The organism is Pseudomonas sp. F8002, assembly GCF_013385495.1.
Lineage (GTDB): Bacteria > Pseudomonadota > Gammaproteobacteria > Pseudomonadales > Pseudomonadaceae > Aquipseudomonas.
The window spans coordinates 34,400-60,387 of the sequence record NZ_JACAPW010000012.1; the positions used below are offsets into that span (position 1 = coordinate 34,400).

Annotated in this window: 21 protein-coding genes and 1 pseudogene; 9 read left to right on the forward strand and 13 right to left on the reverse strand. The window is 60.1% G+C overall.

Annotated elements, in window-relative coordinates:
- Nucleotide 1: 1 nt before the first annotated feature.
- Genes HX811_RS10685 through HX811_RS10705 form a run of 5 tightly spaced genes read right to left on the reverse strand, consistent with a single transcriptional unit; the run spans nucleotide 2 to nucleotide 5,318 of the window.
- Nucleotides 2–982 (reverse strand): MoxR family ATPase, encoded by a 981-nt coding sequence (locus HX811_RS10685; RefSeq protein ID WP_008432346.1) that lies wholly within the window; start codon nucleotides 980–982, stop codon nucleotides 2–4.
- Nucleotides 979–2,136, reverse strand: coding sequence for a DUF4350 domain-containing protein (locus HX811_RS10690; RefSeq protein WP_102369791.1), 1,158 nt, complete (start codon nucleotides 2,134–2,136; stop codon nucleotides 979–981). Before HX811_RS10690 ends, HX811_RS10685 begins: the two co-directional genes overlap by 4 nt.
- Complete coding sequence (locus HX811_RS10695; RefSeq protein WP_177045885.1) at nucleotides 2,133–3,662, reverse strand: DUF4129 domain-containing protein; 1,530 nt, start codon at nucleotides 3,660–3,662, stop codon at nucleotides 2,133–2,135. The genes HX811_RS10690 and HX811_RS10695 overlap by 4 nt, the downstream gene beginning before the upstream one ends.
- The gene (locus HX811_RS10700; protein WP_003214164.1) at nucleotides 3,649–4,629 is read right to left on the reverse strand and encodes a stage II sporulation protein M; all 981 of its coding nucleotides are present in this window, start codon (nucleotides 4,627–4,629) and stop codon (nucleotides 3,649–3,651) included. The genes HX811_RS10695 and HX811_RS10700 overlap by 14 nt, the downstream gene beginning before the upstream one ends.
- Nucleotides 4,626–5,318 carry an RDD family protein gene (locus HX811_RS10705; protein ID WP_003214165.1) on the reverse strand — a complete coding sequence of 231 codons (693 nt, stop codon included), beginning with the start codon at nucleotides 5,316–5,318 and terminating at the stop codon, nucleotides 4,626–4,628. The genes HX811_RS10700 and HX811_RS10705 overlap by 4 nt, the downstream gene beginning before the upstream one ends.
- A gap of 189 nt (nucleotides 5,319–5,507) precedes the next feature.
- On the opposite strand from HX811_RS10705, the gene sbcB reads away from it, so the two are divergent.
- Complete coding sequence (sbcB, locus tag HX811_RS10710; RefSeq protein WP_177045886.1) at nucleotides 5,508–6,935, forward strand: exodeoxyribonuclease I; 1,428 nt, start codon at nucleotides 5,508–5,510, stop codon at nucleotides 6,933–6,935.
- A gap of 91 nt (nucleotides 6,936–7,026) precedes the next feature.
- Here the strand turns inward: sbcB and mvaT are convergent, their stop codons facing one another.
- A complete protein-coding gene (gene mvaT / locus HX811_RS10715; RefSeq protein ID WP_008432352.1) occupies nucleotides 7,027–7,401 on the reverse strand; it encodes a histone-like nucleoid-structuring protein MvaT in 375 nt (124 codons plus the stop codon).
- Between the two features lie 349 nt (nucleotides 7,402–7,750).
- Here mvaT and purU point away from each other — a divergent pair, with 349 nt between their 5' ends.
- Both purU and HX811_RS10725 read left to right on the forward strand, forming a co-directional pair.
- Entirely contained in the window at nucleotides 7,751–8,599 is an 849-nt protein-coding gene (gene purU, locus HX811_RS10720; RefSeq protein ID WP_003209762.1) for a formyltetrahydrofolate deformylase, read from the forward strand.
- 85 nt (nucleotides 8,600–8,684) lie between these two features.
- Entirely contained in the window at nucleotides 8,685–8,885 is a 201-nt protein-coding gene (locus HX811_RS10725; protein ID WP_023659227.1) for a hypothetical protein, read from the forward strand.
- Nucleotides 8,886–8,895: 10 nt separating this feature from the next.
- On the opposite strand, the gene HX811_RS32210 is transcribed toward HX811_RS10725, so the two are convergent.
- On the reverse strand, nucleotides 8,896–9,660 hold the full coding sequence (locus HX811_RS32210) for a methyl-accepting chemotaxis protein (RefSeq protein WP_371132408.1): 765 nt from the start codon (nucleotides 9,658–9,660) through the stop codon (nucleotides 8,896–8,898).
- Between the two features lie 93 nt (nucleotides 9,661–9,753).
- Nucleotides 9,754–10,785: pseudogene (locus HX811_RS32215) on the reverse strand (cache domain-containing protein); the annotation flags it as partial.
- 196 nt (nucleotides 10,786–10,981) lie between these two features.
- Here HX811_RS32215 and HX811_RS10735 point away from each other — a divergent pair.
- On the forward strand, nucleotides 10,982–12,460 hold the full coding sequence (locus HX811_RS10735; protein WP_177045902.1) for a helicase HerA-like domain-containing protein: 1,479 nt from the start codon (nucleotides 10,982–10,984) through the stop codon (nucleotides 12,458–12,460).
- A gap of 121 nt (nucleotides 12,461–12,581) precedes the next feature.
- On the opposite strand, the gene HX811_RS10740 is transcribed toward HX811_RS10735, so the two are convergent.
- Nucleotides 12,582–13,037, reverse strand: coding sequence for a DUF721 domain-containing protein (locus HX811_RS10740; protein ID WP_008432358.1), 456 nt, complete (start codon nucleotides 13,035–13,037; stop codon nucleotides 12,582–12,584).
- Between the two features lie 305 nt (nucleotides 13,038–13,342).
- Between HX811_RS10740 and secA the strand changes: the two genes are divergently transcribed.
- From secA to HX811_RS10755, 3 genes are all read left to right on the forward strand, one after another.
- Complete coding sequence (gene secA / locus HX811_RS10745; protein ID WP_003209775.1) at nucleotides 13,343–16,078, forward strand: preprotein translocase subunit SecA; 2,736 nt, start codon at nucleotides 13,343–13,345, stop codon at nucleotides 16,076–16,078.
- A gap of 122 nt (nucleotides 16,079–16,200) precedes the next feature.
- On the forward strand, nucleotides 16,201–17,418 hold the full coding sequence (gene argJ / locus HX811_RS10750) for a bifunctional glutamate N-acetyltransferase/amino-acid acetyltransferase ArgJ (RefSeq protein ID WP_177041498.1): 1,218 nt from the start codon (nucleotides 16,201–16,203) through the stop codon (nucleotides 17,416–17,418).
- A 41-nt stretch (nucleotides 17,419–17,459) separates the two neighbouring features.
- The gene (locus HX811_RS10755; RefSeq protein ID WP_003209779.1) at nucleotides 17,460–18,404 is read left to right on the forward strand and encodes a Nudix family hydrolase; all 945 of its coding nucleotides are present in this window, start codon (nucleotides 17,460–17,462) and stop codon (nucleotides 18,402–18,404) included.
- A 148-nt stretch (nucleotides 18,405–18,552) separates the two neighbouring features.
- Here HX811_RS10755 and HX811_RS10760 read toward each other — a convergent pair whose 3' ends face one another.
- From HX811_RS10760 to HX811_RS10770, 3 genes are read right to left on the reverse strand one after another with little or no spacing between them, the layout of a single operon-like run.
- Nucleotides 18,553–19,131, reverse strand: a complete 579-nt coding sequence (locus HX811_RS10760; RefSeq protein WP_008432363.1) for a cob(I)yrinic acid a,c-diamide adenosyltransferase — start codon at nucleotides 19,129–19,131, stop codon at nucleotides 18,553–18,555.
- Nucleotides 19,132–19,133: 2 nt separating this feature from the next.
- Nucleotides 19,134–21,170 (reverse strand): ATP-binding protein, encoded by a 2,037-nt coding sequence (locus HX811_RS10765; RefSeq protein ID WP_003209782.1) that lies wholly within the window; start codon nucleotides 21,168–21,170, stop codon nucleotides 19,134–19,136.
- Nucleotides 21,171–21,216: 46 nt separating this feature from the next.
- On the reverse strand, nucleotides 21,217–22,134 hold the full coding sequence (locus tag HX811_RS10770) for a putative 2-dehydropantoate 2-reductase (RefSeq protein WP_177045887.1): 918 nt from the start codon (nucleotides 22,132–22,134) through the stop codon (nucleotides 21,217–21,219).
- A gap of 126 nt (nucleotides 22,135–22,260) precedes the next feature.
- Here HX811_RS10770 and HX811_RS10775 point away from each other — a divergent pair, with 126 nt between their 5' ends.
- Nucleotides 22,261–22,746 carry a YajQ family cyclic di-GMP-binding protein gene (locus HX811_RS10775; RefSeq protein WP_003209785.1) on the forward strand — a complete coding sequence of 162 codons (486 nt, stop codon included), beginning with the start codon at nucleotides 22,261–22,263 and terminating at the stop codon, nucleotides 22,744–22,746.
- Between the two features lie 134 nt (nucleotides 22,747–22,880).
- Entirely contained in the window at nucleotides 22,881–23,723 is an 843-nt protein-coding gene (locus HX811_RS10780; protein WP_003209787.1) for a mechanosensitive ion channel family protein, read from the forward strand.
- Between the two features lie 191 nt (nucleotides 23,724–23,914).
- On the opposite strand, the gene HX811_RS10785 is transcribed toward HX811_RS10780, so the two are convergent.
- Nucleotides 23,915–25,186, reverse strand: a complete 1,272-nt coding sequence (locus tag HX811_RS10785) for an OprD family porin (protein ID WP_003209790.1) — start codon at nucleotides 25,184–25,186, stop codon at nucleotides 23,915–23,917.
- Nucleotides 25,187–25,988: the final 802 nt, after the last annotated feature.

Sequence of the window (25,988 nt, forward strand, 5' to 3'; positions counted from 1 at the left end):
CTCATTGGCGTGGCGCCGGGACTTGGTCCAGCAATTGCCGGAGCACCTGGTCGACTTCCAACCCGTCGATATCCAGCTCCGGGGCAATACGCACCCGATGGCGCAACACTGCCAGGGCGCAGCCCTTGATGTCGTCCGGGGTCACGAACTCGCCCCCGCGCAGCAAGGCCCGCGCCCGTGCACCGCGAACCAGGGCGATGGAGGCCCGGGGCCCGGCGCCGATGGTCAGGCCCGGCCAACTGCGCGTAGTGCGGGCCAGGCGCACGGCGTAGTCGAGCACCTGCTCATCCAGCGCCAACTCGCTGGCAATCTGTTGCAACAGCAGCACGTCTTCGGCTTGCAGCACCGTGCGCAGCGGCTGTACGTCGAGCATGTCGGCTCGGGACGAGCGGGTGACTTCGCGCACCATGTCCAGTTCCTGCTGTGCCTCGGGATAGTCCATGCGCACCTTGAGCATGAAACGGTCCAGTTCGGCTTCGGGCAACGGGTAAGTACCTTCCTGCTCGATGGGGTTCTGGGTGGCCAGTACCATGAACGGCTGGCCGATGGGCAGCGCCTCGCCTTCAAGGGTTACCTGGCGTTCCTGCATGGCTTCCAGCAACGCTGCCTGGGTTTTCGCCGGGGCACGGTTGATCTCGTCAGCCAACAGCAGGTTGGTGAACAACGGTCCCTTGCGCAGCTTGAACTGTTCGGTATGCAGGTCGTATACGGCATGGCCGGTCACGTCGCTGGGCATCAGGTCCGGGGTGAACTGGATGCGCGCGAACTCGCCTCCAAAACAGCGTGCCAGCGCGCGTACCAGCAAGGTCTTGCCCAGGCCGGGAACCCCTTCAAGCAACACATGGCCGCCCGCGATCAACGCCGTGAGCACGTCATCGATCACCGGGTCCTGACCGATAACCGCCTTGCGCAGTTCGACGCGCAAGGCCTGGGCCAGTTGGCTGGCGCGCTGAATCGGGTCAGTGGCGGGAAATTCGCTCATAGGGCATTCCTGAGGGTTTGCAGGCAGGCCACCTGGCGGCTGAAATCGGCGCTGGAGAGCCGTTTCGTCGCAGGTGGGCCAAGGGCCTGACTGATAACAAGGGAGGGTTGGCGGGTCAGGCGTTCAAGCACCCGCAATTGTTCGGCTGTATCGAGGTGTTCGAACCCGGGATGACGGCGCCGAGCGGTGCGCTGGATGTCGCGCTGCAAAGCTTGCAGCAAGCTGTCTTGCCCGCTGCGGCGCAACAGGAAGTCGGCACTGGCGTTCAAGTGTTCCTGCAATTGCCGCCGTGCCTTGGGCGCCGGTTGCCGGATCGGACCCTGGCGCAGGCTGGCGTGCCAGAGGCCCAGGGCGATCAGTGCGGCAAGTGCCACCAGTGCCTGGGGGAAGTAGCGCAACAACAGGCTGAACAGGTCCTCGACATCCGTGTTGAACAGCAGTGTGACCTGGGTGCCCTGGCTCAGGTACCAGAGCAGCCACGCGTTATCGTGCAGGCCGATGCCGGGGTTTTTCCACAGGTCGCTGTCGGTGACCACGGTCACACGCCCTTGCCCGAGGTTGACCTGCATCAGGTGCGTCGACCGGGCGCTGTTGGCCGAGAATTGTGCCAGGTGCCTGGGGTCGGTGAGGTTGAAGTCGGTGTCGAAGCTGAAATAGGCCGGCGCTGTTTCGTTGTCCACATAGAGTTTGGTCAGGTCCGGCGTTTTCTTTTTACGCGCGGGTGCCGGAGCGTCGAATTCTTCACTGAAGGATTGGTGTATCTGCACACGATCCAGCAACAGGTCGCCACTTTCACCGGTGTCCTCATCCCACAGCGCTTCGGCTACCAGCAGCAGATGGCCGCCAGCCCGGGTCCACTGCAGCAATTGATCAACCTGGGGCGGGCTCATGTTGCTGCGCTCGCCCAGCAACAGCAGGCTGTTGCCCTTGGGCGAAAGGCTGGCCAGCCGTTCGAGGCTGTTGGCATGTTCCACCACCAGGCCCTGCTGGCGCAGAAAGTGTTCAGCCGCCAGGTAAGGGTTGGCCAGGGCTTCGGGTGAAGGGCCGCGATCGACCACTTCCTGATAAGGAATCGCCTTGTGCCAGGCATAAAAACCGCCTGCTGCCAGCAAGCCCGCGACCAGCAGCCCGACCCACAGCAACGGCCGGTTCATTGCGCCGCTCCCGAGCCGAACAGGGTTCGCCAATGGCTGCATAGCTGTTGTTGCACCAAGGCAGGCGGCAGGCGATGGCCATAGGCAAGGTTTTGCCAGTAACGGGTGAGCTCATCGCTGAATGCCAGCAGCTGCGGTTGTTGCAACTGGCGGATACGCTCCAGGACTTCACCTTCCGTGTCGGCGCTTTTCAGCGGCAGGTTGAAGTCGTGCAGCAAGCGGCTGAGCAACCCACGGTAGAGCAGGCTGAGGGCTTCCCGGGGCTGTGCTGCCCATAGCTGTTCGGCGGCGTCTGCGATGTCTTCGGGCAAGGTGTCAGCCCCCAGTTCAAGGCCGAACAGCTGCGAAGGCACGGGTTTGGCAGCCTTGGGTTTGCGCGGGCTGCGGCGGCTGACAAAGGCATGCAGCCAGTCGCGGTAGCGCCAGATAACCAGTGCCAGGCCACCTGCCAGCAATCCCCAGAGCAGTACTTCAAGGCCCTTGGCGATGTGCTTGAACGAATCACTGTTGAGGTTTTTCAGCAATGCTTCCAGCCAGGCTGGCAGCTTGGCATCACCTGCCGCTTTGTTTTTGTCGGCTGCTTTATCCTCGCCGAAGCGGTAGCGAGTGAGCGTTTCCGGGTTCTTGAACGGTGGCTGCTCCAGCAGCGTCTTGATCGAGTGACTGGCCGATTGTGTAGTCAGCGGCGTTTGGGGAACCGGTTCATCAGCCCATGCCGATGGGATCGGCGGAATCAGCGTCAGCCCGGCCACCAGCAACAGCAGCGACGCCACACCGCTCAGGCGCTGGCGCATTCGGCGGAACACCAGTTCCAGGTCCCAGGCTTCCAGCACCGTGCGGCGGTTCAGGTAAAGGCTGAAGCCACAGGCGACATAGATCGGCTCCCAGAACACCAGGATCAAGGCGTAGAACATGTTGGTCAGGTGCTCCAGCCAACGCCAGTCGTGGCCGGCGGTGAGCACCAGTTGCTGCCAATCCCAGTCGCGTTCGACCTCTTGCGGCAGGAAGAAATAGAACACGGCCATCAACCCGAACCACAGGGCGATTTCCAGGTGCACCCCGATCAGGGTCAGCCAGCGCGCGGCGCCTGCGTTGCGCTGCTGCAACACCCCGAGACGTTGTTGGCGCGCCTGGCCTTGCAGCCCTTCGAGCTGGACCACCGGCATCTCGAAGCTACGGCTAAGGCTGAAGCGCCGCCAGGTCAGGCTGGCCAGCAGTTGGCCCTTGAGCAGCCGCGGCGATTGGCGCAGCGCTTGTTTCAGGCTGGGTGTTTCGCCGAACAGGGCCTTGGACAGGATATACAGTGGCAGGCGGTCGAATGCCGGTTTCAACCACCAGAACAGCAACAGCGCGGTGGTGGGGTGATTCCACAGCAGCACGCTGAACAGGGCGAAGACCGGCAAGGTCACGATGGCCCAACTGCTCATCAACAGCAGCCGATGTTCCCGGGCCAGCAGGATGCCGAGGTCCATGGCCTCCCAGGAGGTACGCGGGCGGATCACGACACTGGCATCACTCAGGCGCATGGCGATTCCGTCCGGCAAACAGCAGGTAGGCCGCCATCAGCAACCACAGGGCGGTGCCGACCAGGTACTTGACCCACGGCGCCACGGCATTGGTGGACGACCAGTACGCCTCGATAAACGCGGCGATCAGCAGGAACACCATCACACCACAAATCATTTGCACACTTTTGCGCGCGGCCAGGCGCAGGGATTCGCCTCTGGTGAGGGGCCCCGGTGCAATCAGCGCCCAGCCCAGTTGCAGGCCAGCCGCGCCAGCCAGGGCAATTGCGCTGAGCTCGAAGGCGCCATGGCCGATGACAAATGACCAGAACGTTTGCCCGTAGCCGATTTGCGTCAGGTGCCCGGCAACGGCGCCAATGATCAGGCCATTGAAGAACAGGAAAAATACGCTGCCCAGGCCGAACAGCAACCCGGCGGCAAAGGTCTGGAAGGCGATGCCGATGTTGTGCATCACGTAGTAGCCGAACATCATCCAGTCTTCGCTGGAAGCGCGTTCGGCTGCCCGGCCCAGGCGGCTGGCATCGGGGTTGTACATGGCCTGCATCTCGGCCACCTGCCGGGGGCTGACGATGCTGTAGATCAAGTCCGGAAACAGGTACACCAGCAAGGCAATGCCGAGCAGGCTGCCAAAGAACAGCAGGCCGGCAGCCAGCACAAATGGCCATTGCGCGCGAACCAGCCTGGGGAAATCGGCCAGCAGGAAGCTCAGCACGTTTGCCCCCATCCGGCTGCGATGACGATACAACTGTTGATGGCCGCGCAAGGCAAGCTGCTGCAACGGGTCCACCAGGTAGCTGCTGTAGCCGCGCTCCTGGGCCAGGGCCAGGTGCTGGCACAACTGCCGGTATTGATGAGGGAAGTCGACGAAGTCGGCGCCTTTGGCTTTGCCTTTCTCCAACTGCGTCAATTGCTCGGCAAAGGCTTGCCATTGTGGCTGATGGCGGCTTTCGAAAAGACTCTGTTTCATGCTGGCCCCAACAACCCGCGGGCCACACCGTTGAGTTCTGCCACGGCGCGGGCAGGGGAGACCTGCAGGGGCGTGGCCAGGATAGCGGCCAGTTCGTTGACCCGTTCGGCCGACAGTTCGCCCTGGCGTTCGGCGAAGCTGAGAATCGCCCGTTGTTCGTTCAGCTCAAGGGCGAACGGCAGGCGCAGCGCCGGGGCCTGGGGCACTTGCGGGCGGGAAAGCGGTTGTTCGCGGTAGATCACCAGGGTCCCGGCCGCCAGGTCGCCCAGGCGCTTGAAGTTGGGGTGTTGCAGGCAACTGATGGCGCCGAGGAAATAGCCGAAGGGCAGCATGTCGACAAAGCGCAGCAGGTTACGGATCAGCGAGGCGGACCAGCCGATGGGCGTGCCATCGTCCTGTACCACCCGCAGGCCCATGACCTGTTTGCCGGGCGAGCAGCCCTGGTTGAGCACTTCGAAAAGCACCATGTACCACCAACTGACGAGGAACAGCAGCAGCGAACCCAGGCCAATGCCCAGGTTGCCGAGAAAGGCCAATGCGATAAACAGGATGCCGAGAATCAGGCCGCGCAAACCCAGGTCGAAGGCAAAGGCCAGTGAGCGTACCAGCAGGCCGGCCGGGCGCAGGGGCAGGTCGATACCCTCCGGGGTCTCGATCTGGTAGCGGGTATCCAGTGGCGCAGGTGGCATCGCGGTCCTTGGCAGTGCGGCGCTGGCGCCTGGGCGGCAGCGGCGGGGTTGGAAAGACCGATGCTAGCAGTGTCGACGGTGGAAGCAACCACTCAACGATTTACTGAATGTTTGTACAGGGAACACAGCGCTGGCCCCCGATGCCTGCAAGCGCCTAGACTTTGCCGGTCTTCAGCACAGGAATAGCCCGTGACCACCATTTTCTGGTACGACTATGAAACCACCGGCATCAATCCGCGTACCGACCGCCCGCTGCAGGTAGCCGGTATTCGCACCGACCTCGAGCTTAACGAGGTCGGGCCGCCGGTCAATCTCTACTGCCACCCCAGCGACGATATCCTGCCGCATCCGGCAGCGTGCGCGATCACTGGCATCACTCCCGGCGTGCTGGCGGAAAAAGGCCTGGCCGAAGCCGACTTCATGACCCGGGTGCACGCCGAGCTGGCCACCCCGGGCACTTGCGGGGCCGGCTACAACACCTTGCGTTTTGACGATGAGATGACGCGCTACAGCTTGTACCGCAATTTCTTCGATCCCTATGCCCGGGAATGGCAAGGCGGCAACAGCCGCTGGGACCTGATCGACGTGGTGCGCACTGCCTACGCCCTGCGCCCTGACGGGATCGTCTGGCCGGAACAGGACGGGCGCGTCACCCTCAAGCTTGAGCGGTTGACGGCCGCCAACGGCATCGACCACGGCCAGGCCCACGACGCCTTGTCCGATGTGCGCGCCACCATAGCCCTGGCCCGGTTGATCCGCGAGAAGCAACCCAAGCTCTATGACTGGCTGTTTCAACTGCGCAGCAAACAACGGGTCATGGACCAGGTGCGGTTGTTGCAGCCGATGGTGCATATTTCCGGTCGTTTTTCTGTCGAGCGTCATTACCTGGGGGTGGTGCTGCCGCTGGCGTGGCACCCGCGCAATCGCAATGCATTGATCGTCTGCGACCTGGGGCTCGATCCGCAAGGGCTGTTGGACGAGGACGCCGATGCCTTGCGCCGGCGCTTATATACCCGCCGCGACGAGCTGGCCGAAGGTGAGTTGCCGGTACCGCTCAAGTTGCTGCACATCAATCGTTGCCCGGTGGTCGCACCGTTGAGCGTGCTTCGGCCGCAAGACCGCGAGCGTTTGCAGCTGGATATGGATGAGTGTGATGCGCGGGCCCTGCGGCTAAGCGACGCACAGGAACTATGGCGCGATAAACTGGCGGCGATTTACGCCGAGGAAGATTTTGCGCCAAGCGCCGATCCCGAGCAGCAGCTATACGATGGTTTTATCGGGGATCGTGATCGACGTTTATGTGAGCAAGTGAGAGTCGCCGAGCCTGCGCAACTAGCGCGCCAGCAATGGCCTTTCGATGATGAACGTTTGCCTGAATTATTATTTCGCTATCGTGCACGCAACTTCCCGGACACCTTGAATAGTGAAGAGCAACAACGCTGGAGAGTTTTCTGTCAGCAACGTTTGTCAGACCCTCAATGGGGCGCGCCAAACACCCTTGAGGGTTTTAAGCAGGCGTGTCTTGAGTTGGCTGTTAGTGCCACACCGTTTCAGCGCCAGGTGCTTGATGAATGGCAGGAGTATGTTGATGCCTTAGCGACTCGAATGAGTCTGTAATCAGCTTCCCGGTAAAATACGGACAATAAAAAAACGCCAGCAAGCTGGCGTTTTTTATTGCGTTGCGTATCACGCAGCGTCCTGGCGAGGCTTAGCCCAGCAGGGTAGCCCAGCCTTCAACCACGTCGCCGCCCCACTTGGCTTTCCACTCTTTCAGAGTCTTGTGGTTGCCACCTTTGGTTTCAATCACTTCGCCGTTGTGCGGGTTTTTGTATTGTTTAACCTTGCGTGCACGCTTGGTGCCGGTAGTTTTTACGGCGCCACGTGGAGCCTTAACTTTCGAATCCGGATCCAGCAGCGCGATGATGTCACGCAGGGATTTGGAGTATTCGCCCATCAGGGTGCGCAATTTGCCTTCGAATTCCAGCTCGGTTTGCAGTTTGTCGTCTTGGGACAGGTTCTTCAAACGGGCTTGCAGCTCTTTGATAGCTTCTTCGGTGGCGCGATATTCGTTGATCAGGGACATGGGGACTACCTTATGCAGGGCGCTGGGTGAAAGGGGATAGTGGCTCAATAATAGTCAGACAGTTTGCCCAAGTAAACATTTAAGGCCGCATTTATGTAATTTACTTTGGTTGTTTGTGGCAAAAGCGTGGAATTGAGTTAATTAGTAAGGGGGATGGCCTAAAGATACTCTGGTTAAGTCTTGGCGTACTGCCGGAGTCCACGCGTTTGCACACATAGTGGGGAAAAACCTTACGCTATTAAGGGGCAGGGTTGACGCAGCCGATCAGAATAAGCGTTGAGGAATACTGCAGTTTTTCTGCGCAATCGCTAGAATGGCGGCCTTTGCGAAGTTCTGGAGTTTCCCCCTAATGCGCACTTTTCGGCTGGTGATTGCTTGCCCGGACCGGGTTGGCATCGTTGCCAAGGTCAGTAACTTTCTGGCTTCCCACAACGGTTGGATCACCGAAGCGAGCCATCACTCGGACAATCTCAGCGGCTGGTTTTTCATGCGTCACGAAATTCGTGCCGATACGCTGCCCTTTGGTCTAGAGGCATTTCGCGAGGCATTTGCGCCGATCGCTGAAGAGTTCTCGATGACCTGGCGCATCACCGACACGGAACAGAAAAAACGCGTGGTCCTGATGGCCAGTCGTGAGTCCCACTGCCTGGCAGACCTGCTGCACCGCTGGCACAGCGATGAACTGGACTGCGAAATCTCCTGCGTGATTTCCAACCATGACGACCTGCGCAGCATGGTCGAGTGGCATGGCATTCCGTACTACCACGTCCCGGTCAACCCGCAGGACAAGGAGCCGGCCTTTGCCGAGGTCTCGCGCCTGGTCAAGCAGCACGATGCGGACGTCGTGGTACTGGCGCGCTACATGCAGATTCTGCCGCCGGAGTTGTGCAGTGAATACGCTGGCAAGGTGATCAATATTCACCACAGTTTCCTGCCATCGTTTGTGGGTGCCAAGCCGTATCACCAGGCATCCCTGCGTGGCGTGAAGCTGATCGGTGCAACGTGCCACTACGTCACCGAAGAGTTGGACGCCGGTCCCATCATCGAGCAGGACGTGGTGCGTGTCAGCCATAGCGACAGCATCGAAGACATGGTCCGTTTTGGCCGTGACGTCGAGAAGATGGTGCTGGCTCGCGGCCTGCGCTATCACCTGGAAGACCGGGTACTGGTGCACGGCAACAAGACTGTCGTGTTCTGATTGAAGTGTTTTGATTGAAGAATGAAGGGCCTGGGCGTTAAATCGCTACAGGCTCTTTTTTTTGAGCGCGGGTGAGGACTGGAGCATGAGCGATCCACTGGACAAGGCGACTTCCAAAGCCCCCGCGACGCTGGGAGAGGGTTGTTTGAGTCGATATGACCCGGATGACCTGAGCAGTGAGGACGGCACCGAGTTTCCAGGCGCCGCCGAGTTGTGGGAACAATTGCAGGACACATCCGAATTGCCTGAAGAAAAGGCGTCAGCGGCTGTGCAAGGCAGCCGCTGACCCGGCGGGATCAAATCCGGAAACTACCCACCAGTTGTTTCAAGCGCGCCGCTTGCTGTTCCAGGTCGGAACAGGCCCGCAAGGTTGATTGCAGGTTTTCCACACCTTCCTGATTGAGGGTGTTGATCTCGGTGATGTCCATGTTGATTGACTCCACCACCGAGGTCTGTTCCTCGGTAGCGGTGGCTACCGACTGGTTCATCCCGTCAATTTCGCCGATACGCTGGGTCACGCTGTTCAGACGCTCGCCCGCCAGGTTGGCGATTTCCACACTGTCCTGGCTGTGCCGCTGGCTTTCGCTCATGGTGCTGACCGAATCCCGGGCGCCGACTTGCAGCTCCTCGATCATCTTCTGCACCTGCTGCGCCGACTCCTGGGTGCGGTGCGCCAGGTTGCGCACTTCATCGGCCACCACCGCAAAGCCGCGCCCGGCTTCCCCGGCCCGTGCGGCTTCAATCGCCGCGTTGAGGGCCAGCAGGTTGGTTTGCTGGGAAATGCTGGTGATCACTTCCAGAATCTGCCCGATGTTCACTGTCTTGCTGTTAAGCGCTTCGATATTGGTGCTGGAGGCGCTGATCATCTGCGACAACTGGTTCATCGCCTTGATATTGCGTTCCACCACCTGCTGACCGTCTTCGGCCAAGTGCCGGGCGTCGCTGGCCTGGTTGGAGGCTTGTGCGGCGTTGCGGGCGATTTCCTGGGCGGCGGCCCCCAGCTCGTTGATCGCGGCCGCGACGCTGTTGGTCCGGTTGGCCTGCTCGTCGGAATTGACCATCGAGGAATTGGAGGCGCTGACCACCCGCAGGGCCACTTCATTGACCTGCTCGGTGGCCGAGGAAACTTCGCGAATCGAGGTGTGAATCCGCTCCACGAAGCGATTGAAAGCGCTGCCAAGCACGCCGAATTCGTCGTGGTTCTGGATGGTCAGGCGGCGGGTCAGGTCGCCTTCACCGTCGGCGATGTCTTCCATGGCGCGGGTCATGACGTGTAGTGGCTGCAGGAGGATGCGAATCAGCATGCCCAGCAGGGCGATGATGATGACCACGGCGATGATCGTGGCGATGATCGCCGAGGTGCGGAATTCGCTGAGCATGGCGAAGGATTTATCTTTATCCACCGACAGGCCGAGGTACCAGTTCACCGAGGGCAGGCCCTTAATCGGGGTAAAGGTGACGATACGTGTCTTGCCGTTTACCTCGACTTCACTGAAGTCGCTGCTGATTCGGGGGGTGTTGTTCGGATACACGTCGGCCAGGGTTTTCATCACCAGGCTCTTGTCCGGGTGTACCAGCACTTTGCCGTCGGCACTGACCAGGAAGGCATAACCCATGCCGCCGAAGTTCAGGGCACCGATGTTGTCTACCAGGGTTTGCAGGCTCAGGTCGCCGCCCACCACGCCGACACTCTGGCCGGCCTTGCTGCTGGGGGTGGCGATGGAGATGATCAACTGGCCGGTGGCCGCGTCAATGTAGGGTTCGGTCAGGGTTGAGCCGTTGCTGCCCTGCGCGCCCTTGTACCAGGGGCGTACCCGTGGGTCGAAGCCGTCGGGCATCTTGGTATCGGGGCGGATGACGAAGCCGCCCTTGCTGTCGCCAAGGTACGTGGCCATGAACGAGGACGTCAGGGCCTTCTGTTCCAGGAGGCTGGCGACGCTGGTTGAATCCGGGTTGATGGCGATGTTCTGTGCGGCGCTTTCTATCAGCACAATGCGCCCGGTAAGCCAGGTCTGGATGTTGCTGGCAGTGACATCGCCCATTTCATGCAGGTAGTTGTTCAGGTCGTCGCGAATCGCATTACGCTGCAAGTAGTCGTTGTAGAGGGTAAACAACGCAAAGGCGGCAATGACGACAAGAGCGGCGGCAAGCAGGATTTTATGGCTGAAACGCAGATTTTTATTCATGGCTTGTGGGGTCCGCTATGGTCTTAATATCCGATGCACGTCCTTCTGGGACGCGCGGAATGGCTGCGTCAAAAAAAGTGTGATATTTCCATCTGCTCCTGCAGGAATTATCCGGCCTGTTTTTCCAAGACTTTTTGGGTCTCTCGCTTTATCTGTATCGACCATTCAGCGCCAAAGATTAACCATGGGTGACAAAATGCCTGACTCCTCGCAACTCATTATTGGTGCAGATCTTCAGGGCCAGCCGATTGCCCAGTCGATGCGCCTGGCCAACCGCCACGGCCTGATCGCAGGCGCCACCGGCACCGGCAAGACCGTGACCTTGCAGCGCCTGGCGGAAGCTTTCAGCGACGCCGGCGTCGCGGTATTTGCCGCCGATATCAAGGGTGACCTGTGTGGCCTGGGCGCTGCGGCCAACCCTCAGGGCAAGGTCGCCGAGCGCATAGCCGGCATGCCTTTCCTTAATTACACGCCCAAGGCGTATCCGGTGACGTTGTGGGATATCCACGGCCAGTCCGGTCATCCGTTGCGCACCACCATGAGTGAAATGGGCCCGCTGTTGCTCGGCAGCCTGTTGGAGCTCACCGACAGCCAGCAATCGGCCCTCTACGCAGCCTTCAAGGTGGCCGATCGTGAAGGCCTGTTGTTGCTGGACCTCAAGGACCTCAAGGCGCTGCTGAACCATTTGCGCTATCACCCGGAGTTGCTCGGGGAAGACGCGGCCTTGATGACCACCGGTTCCAGCCAGGCGCTGTTGCGGCGCCTGGCGGTGCTGGAGCAGCAGGGTGCCGAAGCGTTGTTCGGCGAGCCGGCGCTGCAACTCGAAGACATCCTGCAACCGGCCAGTGACGGCCGCGGGCGTATTCATCTATTGGACGCCAGCCGGCTGGTGCATGAGGCGCCGAAGGTCTACGCGACCTTCCTGCTTTGGCTGTTGGCCGAACTGTTCGAGCAACTGCCGGAACGTGGCGATGCCGACAAGCCGCTGCTGGCGCTGTTTTTCGACGAAGCGCATCTGTTGTTTGCCGACACCCCCAAGGCCCTGCAGGATCGCCTGGAGCAGGTGGTGCGGCTGATTCGCTCGAAAGGCGTCGGTGTGTATTTCGTCACCCAGTCTCCCGGGGACTTGCCGGACACCGTGCTGGCGCAACTCGGCTTGCGCGTCCAGCACGGGCTGCGGGCGTTCACCACCAAGGAGCAGAAGTCCCTGCGGGCGGTGGCCGATGGTTTCCGGCCCAATCCGGCATTTGATGCGCTGGCGGTGCTGACCGAGTTGGGTACAGGTGAGGCATTGGTGGGAACCTTGCAGGAAAAGGGGACGCCTGCAGTAGTCCAACGCGTACTGGTAGCACCGCCGCAATCGCGGATCGGGCCACTGAGCGAAGCTGAGCGGGCAGCACTGATTGCCAGTTCGCCATTGCAGGGGCGTTATGACAAGCCGATTGACCGTGAGTCGGCGTACGAAGTGTTGATGGCGCGCAAGGACTTGGGCCCGCAAGAGGATTCGACGCCCGCCGCTGAAGAGCCAAGCTTTACCGACAAGGCCGGTGCTTTCCTCGGTACTACGGCAGGCAAGGCACTGAAATCGGCGATGCAACAGGCGGCCAATCAGATGGGCCGGCAGTTGGTGCGCGGGTTACTGGGGTCTTTGTTAGGCGGCAGCAAACGTAAATAACGATGGGATCAAATGTGGGAGCGGGCTTGCTCGCGAAAGCGGTGGATCAGTCAATATATCCAGTGACTGACACGCCACCGTCGCGAGCAAACCCGCTCCCACACTGGGTTCTGCGCCGGTCTCAGGTTTTGGGTTTGGCGTGAGCGGCCAGCCGCTCCAGCGCAGCGCGCAAGTTCGGATCGGTAATCCCGTCTGCCGTGGCCTGAATGGTTTCGGCGGCGATTTCCGACAAATCCATCGTATGCCCCACCGCACCTTGCGGCACGGTCGGCGGTTGCACCTTGAACTGGATGCGCGTCAGGCTGGCGAATTCGTCGAAGGCCATCAATTGGCGCTGCAAACGTTTCTGCTGGTAGCGCAGGCGCGTCGCCCAATGGCCGTCGGTGACGATCAGCAGCAGATTGCCTTCGCGCCACGAGGCCACATGGCAGTGTTCGCGAGCGGCGGGCTGCAGTTGGCTTTCTACCAGGCGTTGCAGATGACCAAGGCGTTGCGCATGGCCGAAGATGGCTTTTAAAGGCTTGGCTTCGCGAAGCAACACGGCGGGAGCTCGGGCCGTAAGAGGGCGAAATGCCATGACTAGACACCTTAAGTAACAGAGAGGCCATGGTAGCAGAAAGCGTCTGCGACACCGCCGCCATTGCATTACCGGCAGTTTATCCATTAAATCAACGAGTAACTTATTGCCCGAATGGGTTGAAGTTCAGCAAAAAGCCCTTATTTTAAACAAGCCCTCTGAGAGCGCCGTGCCTGCATCGTGGAATAACGCCACTTTCCTCACCCACGTTTCCGGGTAGAATGCTCGTTCGCATGCGGCCGTGAGGGCTGCTCGGGCGACTCACGGGGCGCCCTCCATCCCTATGTGTGGAAGAACCTGCCGATATGTTTGCGCCTTTGTTAAAGAAACTTTTTGGAAGCAAGAATGAGCGCGAAGTCAAACGCATGCTCAAGACGGTGCAGCTGGTCAATGCCTTCGAAGAGCAGATGGTTGCCCTTTCGGACGAGCAATTGCGCGCCAAGACCGAAGAGTTCAAGGCCCGCATAGCCAAAGGTGAAACCCTCGACAAGCTGCTTCCCGAAGCCTTTGCGGTCGCCCGCGAAGCCGGTAAGCGTGTCATGGGCATGCGCCACTTCGACGTCCAGTTGATCGGCGGCATGACCTTGCATGAAGGCATGATTGCCGAAATGCGTACCGGTGAAGGCAAGACCCTGGTAGCTACCCTGGGCGTTTACCTCAACGCATTGTCCGGCAAGGGCGTGCACGTTGTGACGGTGAACGACTACCTGGCCCGCCGGGATGCCAACTGGATGCGTCCGCTGTACGAATTCCTCGGCCTGACGGTCGGCGTTGTCACGCCGTTCCAGCCGCCGGAAGAGAAGCGCGCCGCCTACGCTGCCGACATCACCTACGGTACCAACAACGAATTCGGTTTCGACTACCTGCGCGACAACATGGCGTTCAGCATGGAAGAAAAATTCCAGCGCGAACTCAATTTTGCCGTGATCGACGAAGTCGACTCCATCCTGATCGACGAAGCCCGTACCCCGCTGATCATTTCCGGCCAGGCCGAGGACAGCTCGCGCCTGTACACCGAGATCAACAAGCTGATCCCGCGCCTTGAGCAACACATCGAGGAAGTGGAAGGCGTGGTGACCAAAGAAGGTCACTTCACCATCGACGAGAAGACCCGCCAGGTCGAGCTCAACGAAGCCGGTCACCAGTTCGTCGAAGACATGCTGACCCAGATCGGCCTGCTGGCCGAAGGCGAAAGCCTGTACTCGGCGCACAACCTGGGCCTGTTGACCCACGTGTATGCCGGGCTGCGCGCTCACAAGCTGTTCCATCGCAACGTTGAATACATCGTGCAGGACGGCCAGGTCGTACTGGTCGACGAACACACCGGTCGTACCATGCCGGGTCGCCGTTTGTCGGAAGGCCTGCACCAGGCGATCGAAGCCAAGGAAGCCCTGAACATCCAGGCTGAAAGCCAGACCCTGGCCTCGACCACCTTCCAGAACTACTTCCGTCTGTACAACAAACTGTCCGGCATGACCGGTACAGCCGACACCGAAGCGTTCGAATTCCACCAGATCTACGGTCTGTCGGTGATGGTTATCCCGCCGAACAAGCCGCTGGCGCGTAAAGACTTCAACGACCTGGTGTTCCTGACCGCCGACGAGAAATACGCTGCAATCGTCGCCGACATCAAGGAATGCATGGCCCAGGGCCGTCCAGTGCTGGTGGGTACTGCCACCATCGAAACTTCCGAGCACATGTCCAGCTTGCTGGCCAAGGAAGGCATCGAGCACAAGGTCCTCAACGCCAAGTTCCACGAAAAAGAAGCCGAGATCATTGCCCAGGCCGGTCGCCCGGGCGCACTGACCATCGCCACCAACATGGCCGGTCGTGGTACCGACATCCTGTTGGGCGGTAACTGGGAAGTGGAAGTTGCGTCCCTGGACAACCCGACCCCTGAGCAGATCGCGCAGATCAAGGCCGACTGGCAGAAGCGTCACCAGCAAGTGCTGGAGTCCGGCGGCTTGCAGGTGATCGCGTCCGAGCGTCACGAATCGCGTCGTATCGACAACCAGTTGCGTGGTCGTGCCGGTCGTCAGGGTGACGCCGGTTCCAGCCGTTTCTACCTGTCCCTGGAAGACAGCCTGATGCGCATCTTCGCCTCGGATCGGGTGAAGAACTTCATGAAAGCCCTGGGCATGCAGTCCGGTGAGGCGATTGAACACCGCATGGTGACCAACGCCATCGAGAAGGCCCAGCGCAAGGTAGAAGGCCGTAACTTCGACATTCGTAAGCAACTGCTCGAGTTCGATGACGTCAACAACGAACAGCGTAAAGTGATTTATCACATGCGTAACAGTTTGTTGGCTGCCACCAACATCGGCGAGACCATTGCCGATTTCCGCCAGGACGTGCTCAACGCCACCGTCAGCGCCCATATCCCGCCACAGTCCCTGCCTGAGCAGTGGGATGTTGCCGGCCTGGAAGCTGCGTTGAAGAGCGACTTCGGTGTCGACTTGCCGGTCCAGCAATGGCTCGACGAAGACGACCACCTGTACGAAGAAACCCTGCGCGAGAAGCTCATGACCGAGCTGCTGGCCGCGTACAACGAGAAAGAAGAGCAGGCGAGTGCCGAAGCACTGCGCACCTTCGAGAAGCAAATCGTACTGCGCGTGCTGGACGATCTGTGGAAAGACCACCTGTCGACCATGGACCACCTGCGTCATGGCATCCACTTGCGTGGCTACGCCCAGAAGAACCCGAAGCAGGAGTACAAGCGCGAGTCGTTCACGCTGTTCTCCGAACTGCTGGATTCGATCAAGCGCGATTCGATTCGTGTGCTGTCCCACGTTCAGGTGCGTCGCGAAGACCCGATCGAGGAAGAAGCCCGCCTGCGTCAGGAAGCCGAGGCACTGGCTGCGCGCATGCAGTTCCAGCACGACGAAGCGCCTGGTCTTGAGGCTCCGGAAGTATTGGGTGAAGAGGTCGATGTGGCCCTGGCCCAGGCCCCGGTGCGCAACGAACAGAAGCTGGGCCGCAACGAACTGTGCTGGTGCGGTTCGGGCAAGAAGTTCAAACACTGCCACGGCGAAATCAACTAAGATTTTCGCCTGACGCTGCAACACCCCCGCGCCGCGACCGGCATCAGCCGTCGCGGCGTTTTGCCATTTCGTCACCGTCGATAGCGACGGGGTACACACCCAATATTTTTAGGAGCGCATTCATGGCTGTTGGTCTTGGTCCTTTGCCCACGTTGCACCCGGTTGCCGGTTTTGAACTCGGTATCGCTTCGGCGGGCATCAAGCGCCCGGGGCGCAAGGATGTGGTGGTGATGCGCTGTGCCGAAGGCTCGACCGTCGCGGGTGTGTTCACCCTGAACGCGTTTTGCGCCGCTCCCGTGATTCTGGCCAGGCAGCGTGTCGAAGGCCCGGTGCGTTACCTGTTGACCAACACCGGCAATGCCAACGCCGGGACCGGCGAGCCTGGCCTGGCCGCCGCTGCCCGCACCTGCGCCAAGCTGGCGGAGCTGACCGGCGTAGACGCCAGCCAGGTGCTGCCGTACTCCACCGGTGTGATCGGTGAGCCGCTGCCGGTAGAGAAAATCGAAGGCGCGCTGCAAGCAGCGCTGGATGACCTGTCGGTGGATAACTGGGCGGCTGCGGCTACCGGGATCATGACCACCGACACCCTGCCAAAAGGCGCCAGCCGTCAGTTTGTGCACGAAGGCGTGACCGTTACCGTCACGGGCATCAGCAAAGGCGCCGGCATGATTCGCCCGAACATGGCGACCATGCTGGGCTATATCGCCACCGACGCCAAAGTCTCCCGTGACGTGCTGCAAAACCTGATGCTCGACGGCGCCAACAAGTCCTTCAACCGCATCACCATCGACGGCGACACCTCGACCAACGATTGCTGCATGTTGATCGCCACCGGCCAGGCTGACCTGCCGGAAATCACCTCGTCCAACGGCGCGTATTTCGCCGCGTTGAAGCAGGCGGTGTTCGAAGTGTGCATGGACGTGGCCCAGGCCATCGTGCGCGACGGCGAAGGCGCCACCAAGTTTGTGACGGTTGAAGTCAACGGCGGCGGTAACCACCAGGAATGCCTGGATGTCGGTTACACCGTGGCTCACTCGCCGCTGATCAAGACCGCACTGTTTGCCTCCGACCCGAACTGGGGCCGTATCCTGGCCGCTGTGGGCCGTGCCGGTGTGCCGAACCTGGACGTGAGCAAGATCGACGTGTTCCTCGGCGAAGTGTGCATCGCCAGCCGTGGCGCCCGGGCCGAGACGTACACCGAAGCCCAGGGTTCTGCGGTGATGCAGCAGGAAGAAATCACCATCCGTATCGAATTGGGTCGCGGTGAGTGCAGCGAAACCATCTGGACCACCGACCTGTCCCACGAGTACGTGAAGATCAACGCGGAATACCGCACCTGATACCAGGCAGGTCTTCAAACCGATTCAGAGGAAATAGTGCGGTGAAACGAGTTCATGTAGCAGCAGCGGTCATCCGGGGTGTCGACGGCAGGATTCTGCTGGCGCGCCGCGCCGATACCCAGCATCAGGGCGGCCTCTGGGAGTTTCCCGGTGGCAAGGTGGAGGCCGATGAGTCGGTCGCTACCGCGCTGTCCCGTGAATTGCAGGAGGAGCTGGGCATCCAGGTCACGGCGGCTCGCCCGTTGATCAAGGTGCAGCATGATTACCCGGACAAACAGGTGTTGCTGGATGTCTGGGAAGTCTCGGCCTTTACCGGCGAGCCTCACGGTGCCGAAGGCCAACCCCTTGAGTGGGTGGCCCAGCGGGACCTGCCGAACTATGAGTTTCCGGCAGCCAATGCGCCGATCGTTGCGGCGGCGCGTTTACCGGCTGACTACTTGATCACTCCGGGCGAGCTGGAGACACCCGTCCTGCTGCGCGGTATTCAAAAAGCCATCGCTGGTGGCATCAAGCTGGTTCAGCTGCGTGCCCCCAACGGTTACGACCCCAAGTACCGTGACCTGGCGGTGGACGCCGTGGGCCTGTGTGCGGGCAAGGCGCAACTGATGCTCAAGGGGCCGTTTGAATGGCTGGGGGATTTTCCCGCGGCCGGCTGGCATATGACCTCGGCGCAACTGCGCAAGTACGCCAGCAAGGGACGTCCTTTGCCGAAGGATCGCTGGTTGGCGGCGTCTTGCCACAATGCTGAGGAATTAGCCTTGGCGGAGTTGATGGACGTGGATTTCGTCACCTTGTCGCCGGTGCAGCCCACCCTGACTCATCCTGATGCCGAGCCGTTGGGCTGGGAGCAGGCGCAGCAGTTGATCAGTGGGTTCAGCAAACCGGTGTTCTTGCTCGGTGGGGTGGGTCCTGCTGAGCGGGAAAAGGCCTGGGAGGCTGGTGCTCAAGGTGTGGCGGGGATTCGGGCGTTCTGGCCTGAGGTTTAGGCATAACCCTGGCGAGTGGCCAGGGGAGCTGTTGTGGCGAGGGAGCTTGCTCCCGCTGGAGTGCGCAGCGCTCCCGCTTTTTTGGGGCCGCTACGCAGCCCAGCGGGAGCAAGCTCCCTCGCCACAGGTTGCAATCGGTCAGTAAGCGTCAGTGCGGCTTTGCCGCCGCCTGCCACAAGATCTCTGCAACGCCCTGGCGCTTGGCAATTACCCTGGCTGCCACAAAGAGCAAGTCCGACAGCCGGTTGATGTACGCCAACCCGACGCCTTCCAGCGGTTCCTCTGCATTCAGGTGCTGACACCGGCGCTCCGCACTGCGAGCCAGGCTTCGGCATACATGGGCCTGGGCAATCAACGCCGAACCACCCGGCAGAATGAAGTTCTCCAGCGGCCCGACCTCTTCATTCCAGCGATCGATCGCCGCCTCAAGGCGGTCGACTTCCGCCGCGTTCAGCGCCTTGTACACCGGCATCGCCAATTCGCCGCCCAGGTCAAACAGACGATGCTGGCAAGGTGTCAGCACCTCGATCACATCCTTCAACGCTGGATGCTGCCCGCTTTGTTCCTCCAATCCCGCCAGCAACAAACCCAACTGGCTGTTCAGCGCATCCACCTCGCCAATCGCCTCCACCCGTGGATGGTCCTTGGGCACGCGGCGGCCGTCGCCCAGGCCGGTTTCGCCCTTGTCGCCGGTACGGGTGTAAATTTTCGACAGGCGAAAGCCCATGGTTAGCGCTCCAGTTGAGTGAGTTCGTTGGGTGGCAATTGGCTGCCCGCCAGGGGCAGGCGCAAGGTGAAGCAGGTACCCTGGCCAAGGGTCGAATGCACTTCCATCTGCCCCTTGTGATTGTTGGTGATGATGAAATACGAAACCGACAACCCAAGCCCGGTGCCCTGGCCGATTTCCTTGGTGGTGAAGAATGGCTCAAACGTGCGTTTGCGCACGTTCTCGCTCATGCCGATGCCGTTGTCTTCCACCTGGATTTCTGCCCACGGCGGGTTGAGCCGGGTGCGCAGGATGATCCGGCCGGGCTCGCTGCCGTCTTCGCGCTGGTGAATCGCCTGGGCGGCGTTTTTCAGCAGGTTGAGCAGTACTTGCTCCAGTTCGTTGGCGGTGCCGGGGACCGGGCCCAGTTGCGGGTCGAACTGGCGGATGATCGCCTGGCCCTTGAAGTCGAAGCCGACGGTGAGGTCGAAGTCGTTGCCGGCAATTTCCACGGCCTGGTCGATCAAGGCCGGCAAGTCGCACGGCGCCATCTGCCGGTTGCTGCGGCGGCTGAAGCTGAGCATGTGGGTGACGATTTTCGCCGCCCGGGCGCCAGCCTGCTGGATGCCGTCGAGCAACTGCGGCACTTCGCGGCTTTGCAGGTAGCGGTTGACCGAGTCCAGGTCGATGCCCGCCTGTTCGGCGTGCTCGAGGTTTTTCGGCAGTTCGTTGGACAACCGGCGGCGAATGTTCTGCACGTTATGCAGGATCGCTCCCAGCGGGTTGTTGATTTCGTGCGCCATGCCGGCGGCCAGGCCACCGACCGAGAGCATTTTCTCTGACTGCACCATCATTTCTTCCAGGGACAGGCGCTGGGTGATGTCGTCGATCCGGATCACCACGCCGCGTCCGGCACCGCCCATCAACGGGTAGAAGGTCAGGGCGTAGTGCTTGGGTTCGTCATCCTTGACCCAGGTAACGCGCTCGATCCGCTCTACGGTGTGTTGCTCTACCGTGGCCTTGATCTGCGGCAGGAACGGCTTGAGCGGCTGGAAGGCGAGGAAGATCGGCTGGTTCAGCGCTTCGTCCAGGCGGGTCCCGGAAAGTGCGCTGGCTTCCTGGTTCCACTGGGTGACGTAGAGTTGTTCGTCGAGGGCGATCAGCGCCGAGGGCATCGAGTCGATGATGCTGTTGAGGTAGTTCTGGAAGCCGGTGAGCTTTTTCTCGATCTTGCTGCGCACCTGCACTTCCAGTTCCAGCTTGCGGTTGGTGTGGCGGGTTTCTTCCGCCAGGCCCTGGGCTTGATCGTAGGCGGCCTGGGAATCGTCTCGCGCGCGCTTGAGTTGCTGCTCACGGGCTTCAATGCGCGAAAGCATGGTGTTGAAAGCTTCGGCGAGGCTGCCGATTTCATCATGATTGCCGCGACCGGCGCGCAGGGCGTAGTTCTCTTCCCGAGTGACCTGGCGCGACAATTCTTCCAATTCATGGATCGGCCGGGTAATCAGGCGCTTGATCTGCCGGGCGATCACGAGCCACAGCAGCACGCTGAAGATCAGGATACCCAGGCTGGCAGTGAAGGTCCCGGTATAGAAAGCCACCGGCAGTTCGCTGCTGGCCACCAACAGCAAGTGCCCGGACGGTTTGCCGGCACGGGGCAGGGTGATCACCTGGTTGCTGCGAAATTCGGTGGTACGCCAGGTTTCAATGTCCCGGAAATTATCTGGCAGGTGCAGGCGATTGGCATGTTGCAGCTGGGCCAGGCGCGTGCCGTCTCCGTCGTATAAGGCCGCGGCCCGCAATGGCGAGTAGCTGGTCAGTTCATCCAGCAGGGTTTGCGCCTTGAGCGGTGAGTCCAGTGACTCGGCGGCGAGCGACGGGTTGGACACCAGCCGACCGATGGCCTGCAAGGCCTGGGGCGCCATGCTTTCCTGGGAGATCCAGTAGGCGGCGCTGATAAAGGTCAGGTTGGCCACCAGCAAGACGGTGGTCAACAAAACCAGCAGGGCCGCCAGCAGTTTCTGCCCAACCGGTAGATTTTCGAGACGCTGGCGCAGTGGCATCAAGGTTTTCGCTGCAAAGGAACAAGCAGGCAGGGTAGCGCGTGCTTCAGTCGCTGGGCAATCCGCGTGCAGACAGTTGCCGTACCAGGCGCGCCTGGAGTTGTTGCAGGTGCGGCAAGTTCAGTTGGTGGCGGGCGGCCGCCTGGCAGGCGTAGCCCAGCAAATAGCTGATTTCGGTGCGTCGGGCACTGGCCACGTCCTGGTACATCGAGGAGTAATTGGCCGCCGTGGCCTGGATTACCCGTTCCACTTCGCTGTGCAAATCCTCTGCGGCAGCGGGTTGGCCGCAGCATTCCAGCAGGTCGGCGAGTTCGGCGCACAGGGTGGCCACTTCGCACTGATGGGCTTGCAGCTCGCCATTGCGACATTGGTAAAGCACGGTCAGCGGGTTGATGGCGCAGTTCAGGGCCAGTTTGCGCCACAGGCGGGTGAGGATGTCGGTGCTCCACTCATGGGGAATGCCGGCGGCTTGCAGGTCATCCAGCCACAGCGGCGGAGTAGGGTGCCGAGCATCTCCCAGCCAGGTGTAGCCATGGCCGGCAAACACTACTCGCCAGTCACTCTCGCGAAACGCGCCTTCGGTGCTGGAGGCGAAGATGCAGCGTGCCTGGGGCAGTTGGGCGGCGACTGCGTCCTGGCTGCCCAGCCCGTTTTGCAACAGGATCAGTTCGGCGTCCGGCACCAGTCGATGTTCCAGCTGTGCGACGGCTTCCTGGGCGTCGTAGGCCTTGCATGCCACCAGCAGGCGATGAATTGGCCCAGGGCTGTCGGAGGTTTCGCCGACGACCGGGTAGGTGTGAGCCACGCCTTGCTCGACCAGGGTCAGGCCATTGGCCGTCTGATAGCTCGCCAACCGCCTGTGATCCCGCAGGATCAGGCGCACGGGCAGCCCGGCGCGGGCCAGGCGGGCGGCCCACAATGTTCCGAGGCTGCCGGCGCCGAGGACGTGCCAGGTGGTCGACATCAGTTTTTACTCCGTAAGGCTGCCCGCAGTGAACGAGGCGAAAGAACCGCTATAATGCCCGGGCATTTTAGCCCGGGCGTGCTCCATCTCTACTGAGCCGCGCCCCTTTTTTATTGGAGAAATTACATGCCGTCGTTCGACGTGGTATCCGAACTGGACAAACATGAAGTCACCAACGCCGTCGAGAACGCCGTCAAGGAGCTGGATCGCCGCTATGACTTGAAGGGCAAGGGCAGCTTCGAGTTCAAGGAAAAGGAGCTGACCGTCAACCTGACCGCGGAAGCCGACTTCCAGCTGGAAGCGATGATTGAGATCCTCAAGCTGTCTCTGGTCAAGCGCAAGATCGATGCACAGTGCCTTGAAATCAAGGATGCCTATGCGTCCGGCAAGCTGATGAAGCAGGAAGCCGTGCTCAAGGAAGGCATCGACAAGGAGCTGGCGAAGAAAATCGTCGCTCACGTCAAGGACGCCAAGCTCAAGGTCCAGGCCGCCATCCAGGGCGAGCAGGTGCGTATCACCGGCAAGAAGCGTGACGATTTGCAGGAGGCCATTGCTGCCCTGCGCGCCAAGACCTTCGACATGCCGCTGCAGTTCAATAACTTCCGCGACTGAGTGGACCCCTCGGGAACCTGTGGACGTTTTTGACGTCCCACGCCCAGAACCTGCAGAAACGATTGAGCCCTTCGGGGCTCATTTGTTATGTGGGGATTGATAAGGCCGCACATCCGGCAAACAGGAGAATGTAGATGGACTTGAACGCTGAAGTGGATCACTTGATCAAGACCTCGGAGTCGTGGTTACCGATGATCATGGAATACGGCAGCCGATTTTTGCTGGCAGTGGTCACCCTGGCCATCGGTTGGTGGCTGATCAACGTCTTGACCCACCGGGTAGGGCGTTTGCTGGCATTGCGTAATGCTGACCTGGCGCTGCAACACTTCATTACCAGCCTTGCGAACATTGCGCTCAAGGTCATGCTGGTGGTCAACGTGGCCTCGATGATCGGCGTCGCAACCACCTCGTTCGTTGCCGCGATCGGCGCCGCCACCCTGGCCATCGGCCTGGCATTGCAAGGCAGCCTGGCGAACTTCGCCGGCGGCGTGCTGATTCTGTTGTTCCGTCCGTTCCGCATTGGTGACTGGATCGAAGCCCAGGGCACTTCCGGTACCGTCGACAGCATCCAGATCTTCCACACCGTGTTGCGCACCGGCGACAACAAGACGGTGATCATCCCGAACGGCAGCCTGTCCAACGGCCTCATCACCAACACCAACCGTCAGCCGACCCGCAAGGTGGTGTTTGACGTGGGTGTCGACTATGAAGCCGACCTGCAGAAAGCACGTGAAGTGCTGCTGGAACTGGCCAAGGATCCACGTGTATTGGCTGATCCTGCGCCGGCAGCGGTAGTTTCGACCTTGGGCGACAGTTCGATCACGGTATCCCTGCGAGTCTGGACCAAGACTTCGGATTACTGGGATGTGATGTTCATGTTCAATGAACTGGCACGTGACCGTTTGAAAGCGGCGGGGATTGATATTCCGTTTCCACAACGGGTTATTCGCGTCATGCAGGAAAGTGCTGGGAAGTAATAGTGTGACTGGATGATTAAACCTGGCCGATGTGTCAGGTTTGTTACGCAGGATTAAACTAGATAGTTAGCTTGCTAGTTATCCGGTTGTTGAGATTAAGTTGCAATAAAAAAGCCGCTCACTTGCGAACAAGTGAGCGGCTTTTTAGTTAGGGCCGAAACCCTAAGTCATCGTTGTAATCAAACTGCCAATTACAAGATGTTCAGCGGGTATTGCGCGATCAGACGCAGTTCGTCGATGGACGCCGAACCGTAGTACACACCATCGCTGGAGCGATAAGTGGCTTGACGCACGCGCAGGCTCAGGTCTTTTGCCGGGCCGCTCTGGATCACGTACTTGGCTTCGATGTCACGTTCCCATTCTTTGCCGTTCGAGGTGTCGGCGGTGTTGGCGCCGGTACCTTTGACGTAGCGAGTCATGAAGCTCAGGCCTGGTACGCCGAAAGTCGCCATGTTCAGGTCGTAGCGAGCCTGGAACGACTTCTCGTCTTCAGCGTTGAAGTCGGAACGAGCGATGGAGTTGGCAAGGAAGATCGTGCCGCCGCCGTCTACGCCGTAGCCGTAGTCACCGTCACCGCTGACCTTCTGGTAGGCCAGGGTAAAGGTGTGAGCCTGGATGGTGTACGCGCCTTGCAAGCTGTAGGCACGGTTGTCCAGTTTGGTGGTGCCGTCTTTCTCAGCCCGTTGCAGGCCAGCGCCATCACTTTTGGTGCTGTAGATGTTGAAGTCGACCGCCAGGGACTGCTCATTGCTGAGCGCATGGGTCCAGTTCAGGTTGGCGTAGGTTTTTTTCCAGTAGTCTTCGGTCTTCGCGTAGTAGAGGCTGGCGCTGACTTCTGGAGTCAGGGCGTAGACACCACCGATGAAGTCGGTTTTTGTCAGGCCCAGGCTGTCGCGGTAGGTCTGGGCTTGTGCCACGCTCGAAGTGAAGTGACCGCCTTCAAGTTTCAGGCCTTTGATCTCGTTGCTGGTCAGCGAGATACCCTGTGGCAATTCAGGCAGCAGACGGCTGTCATCGGAAGCGAATACAGGCGCGGTGGTGTACTGGTCGCCGATTTTCAGGACCGTATCGGAGATACGGAACTTAACTGCGCCGCCGCCCTTGGAGTAATCATCCTGAGCGCGACCGTCGGAGCCAGTTGGAAACAGGCCAGTGCCGGAACGACCCTTGCCGCTGTCCAGTTTGACGCCCAACAGACCGATGACGTCGACACCCACACCGATGGTGCCTTGGGTGAAGCCCGACTGGTACAGGCCGTTGAAGCCCAGACCGGTTTCGTCGACGCGGCTCTTGCCGGTGTCATTGTTACGGAAGTCGCGGCTAAAGTTCAGGAGGCGAGTGTTGATGCTGAAAGTGCTGTCTTCAACAAAGCCCTTGGAATCGTCCTGGGAGGACGCCATTGCGAACTGCGAGGTGCCTGCTGAAACAGCCAGGGCGATCATGCTCCACTTCATCACGCGCATCGTGATTTGCTCCTTTGGTTTTAGGAAGAGTACTGCCGTCCCACCTATATTTTTGTCTGGGCGGCTCTTTCTTTTTTGTGTCGGCGCAAAGTTATATCACGCAGACATTATTGACGATACTTGCACATCTATCCTTTCAGCTTCTTTACGGGCCTGTCGTAAATTGCTAGCTCCATGTCGCAAATTCACAGTCCACTTGTAACCGGACTGACAACTTCAATGCTGTTTTAAAACCTTGGAAGCGGGGTGGAAAAGTCACCCCTGAAAGTTTCAACTCATCCCTGTCAGGCATTGAACCGCTGTTATTTTCCGTCGCGAAACACCTGCTTCCCGCCGGTGCCGTTGTCGACGATATGGGTGTGAATGCAACAAGCGTGCACAAACCCGTAACCGAATGTGATTTTTTCGTGAAAAGTGTCAACGGCCTGTAAAAACCGCATAAGCACGGGCTTTTTACGCCGTTTGGTTTGGCCTTGACGCGCCTGCCGTACTCCGGTTCGGTGGCGCATAAAACCTGTACCAGAGCAAAACGTTACCGGTTCACCCCGTTCGGTGGGTAGTTGGCGGATCCCTTTGAAGCACAAATGGGTCATTTTGGTGCAGTGCTTCACTGACTGCGTTTCTGCTCCCGTTCAGCCTTCGCCTGTTGAAAGCCGTCTGGCTCAAGGTCTTGAAGCATGTTCCGCGTCCCGACTTTGACCAGAATTGGATACATTGGTCATTTAGCGTAGCTGAAATATTGGACTGTCTCGAAATGGTGCGCTTTTTTTCGTGGCGTCCTGTTTGGGCGCGTATTCGGCCA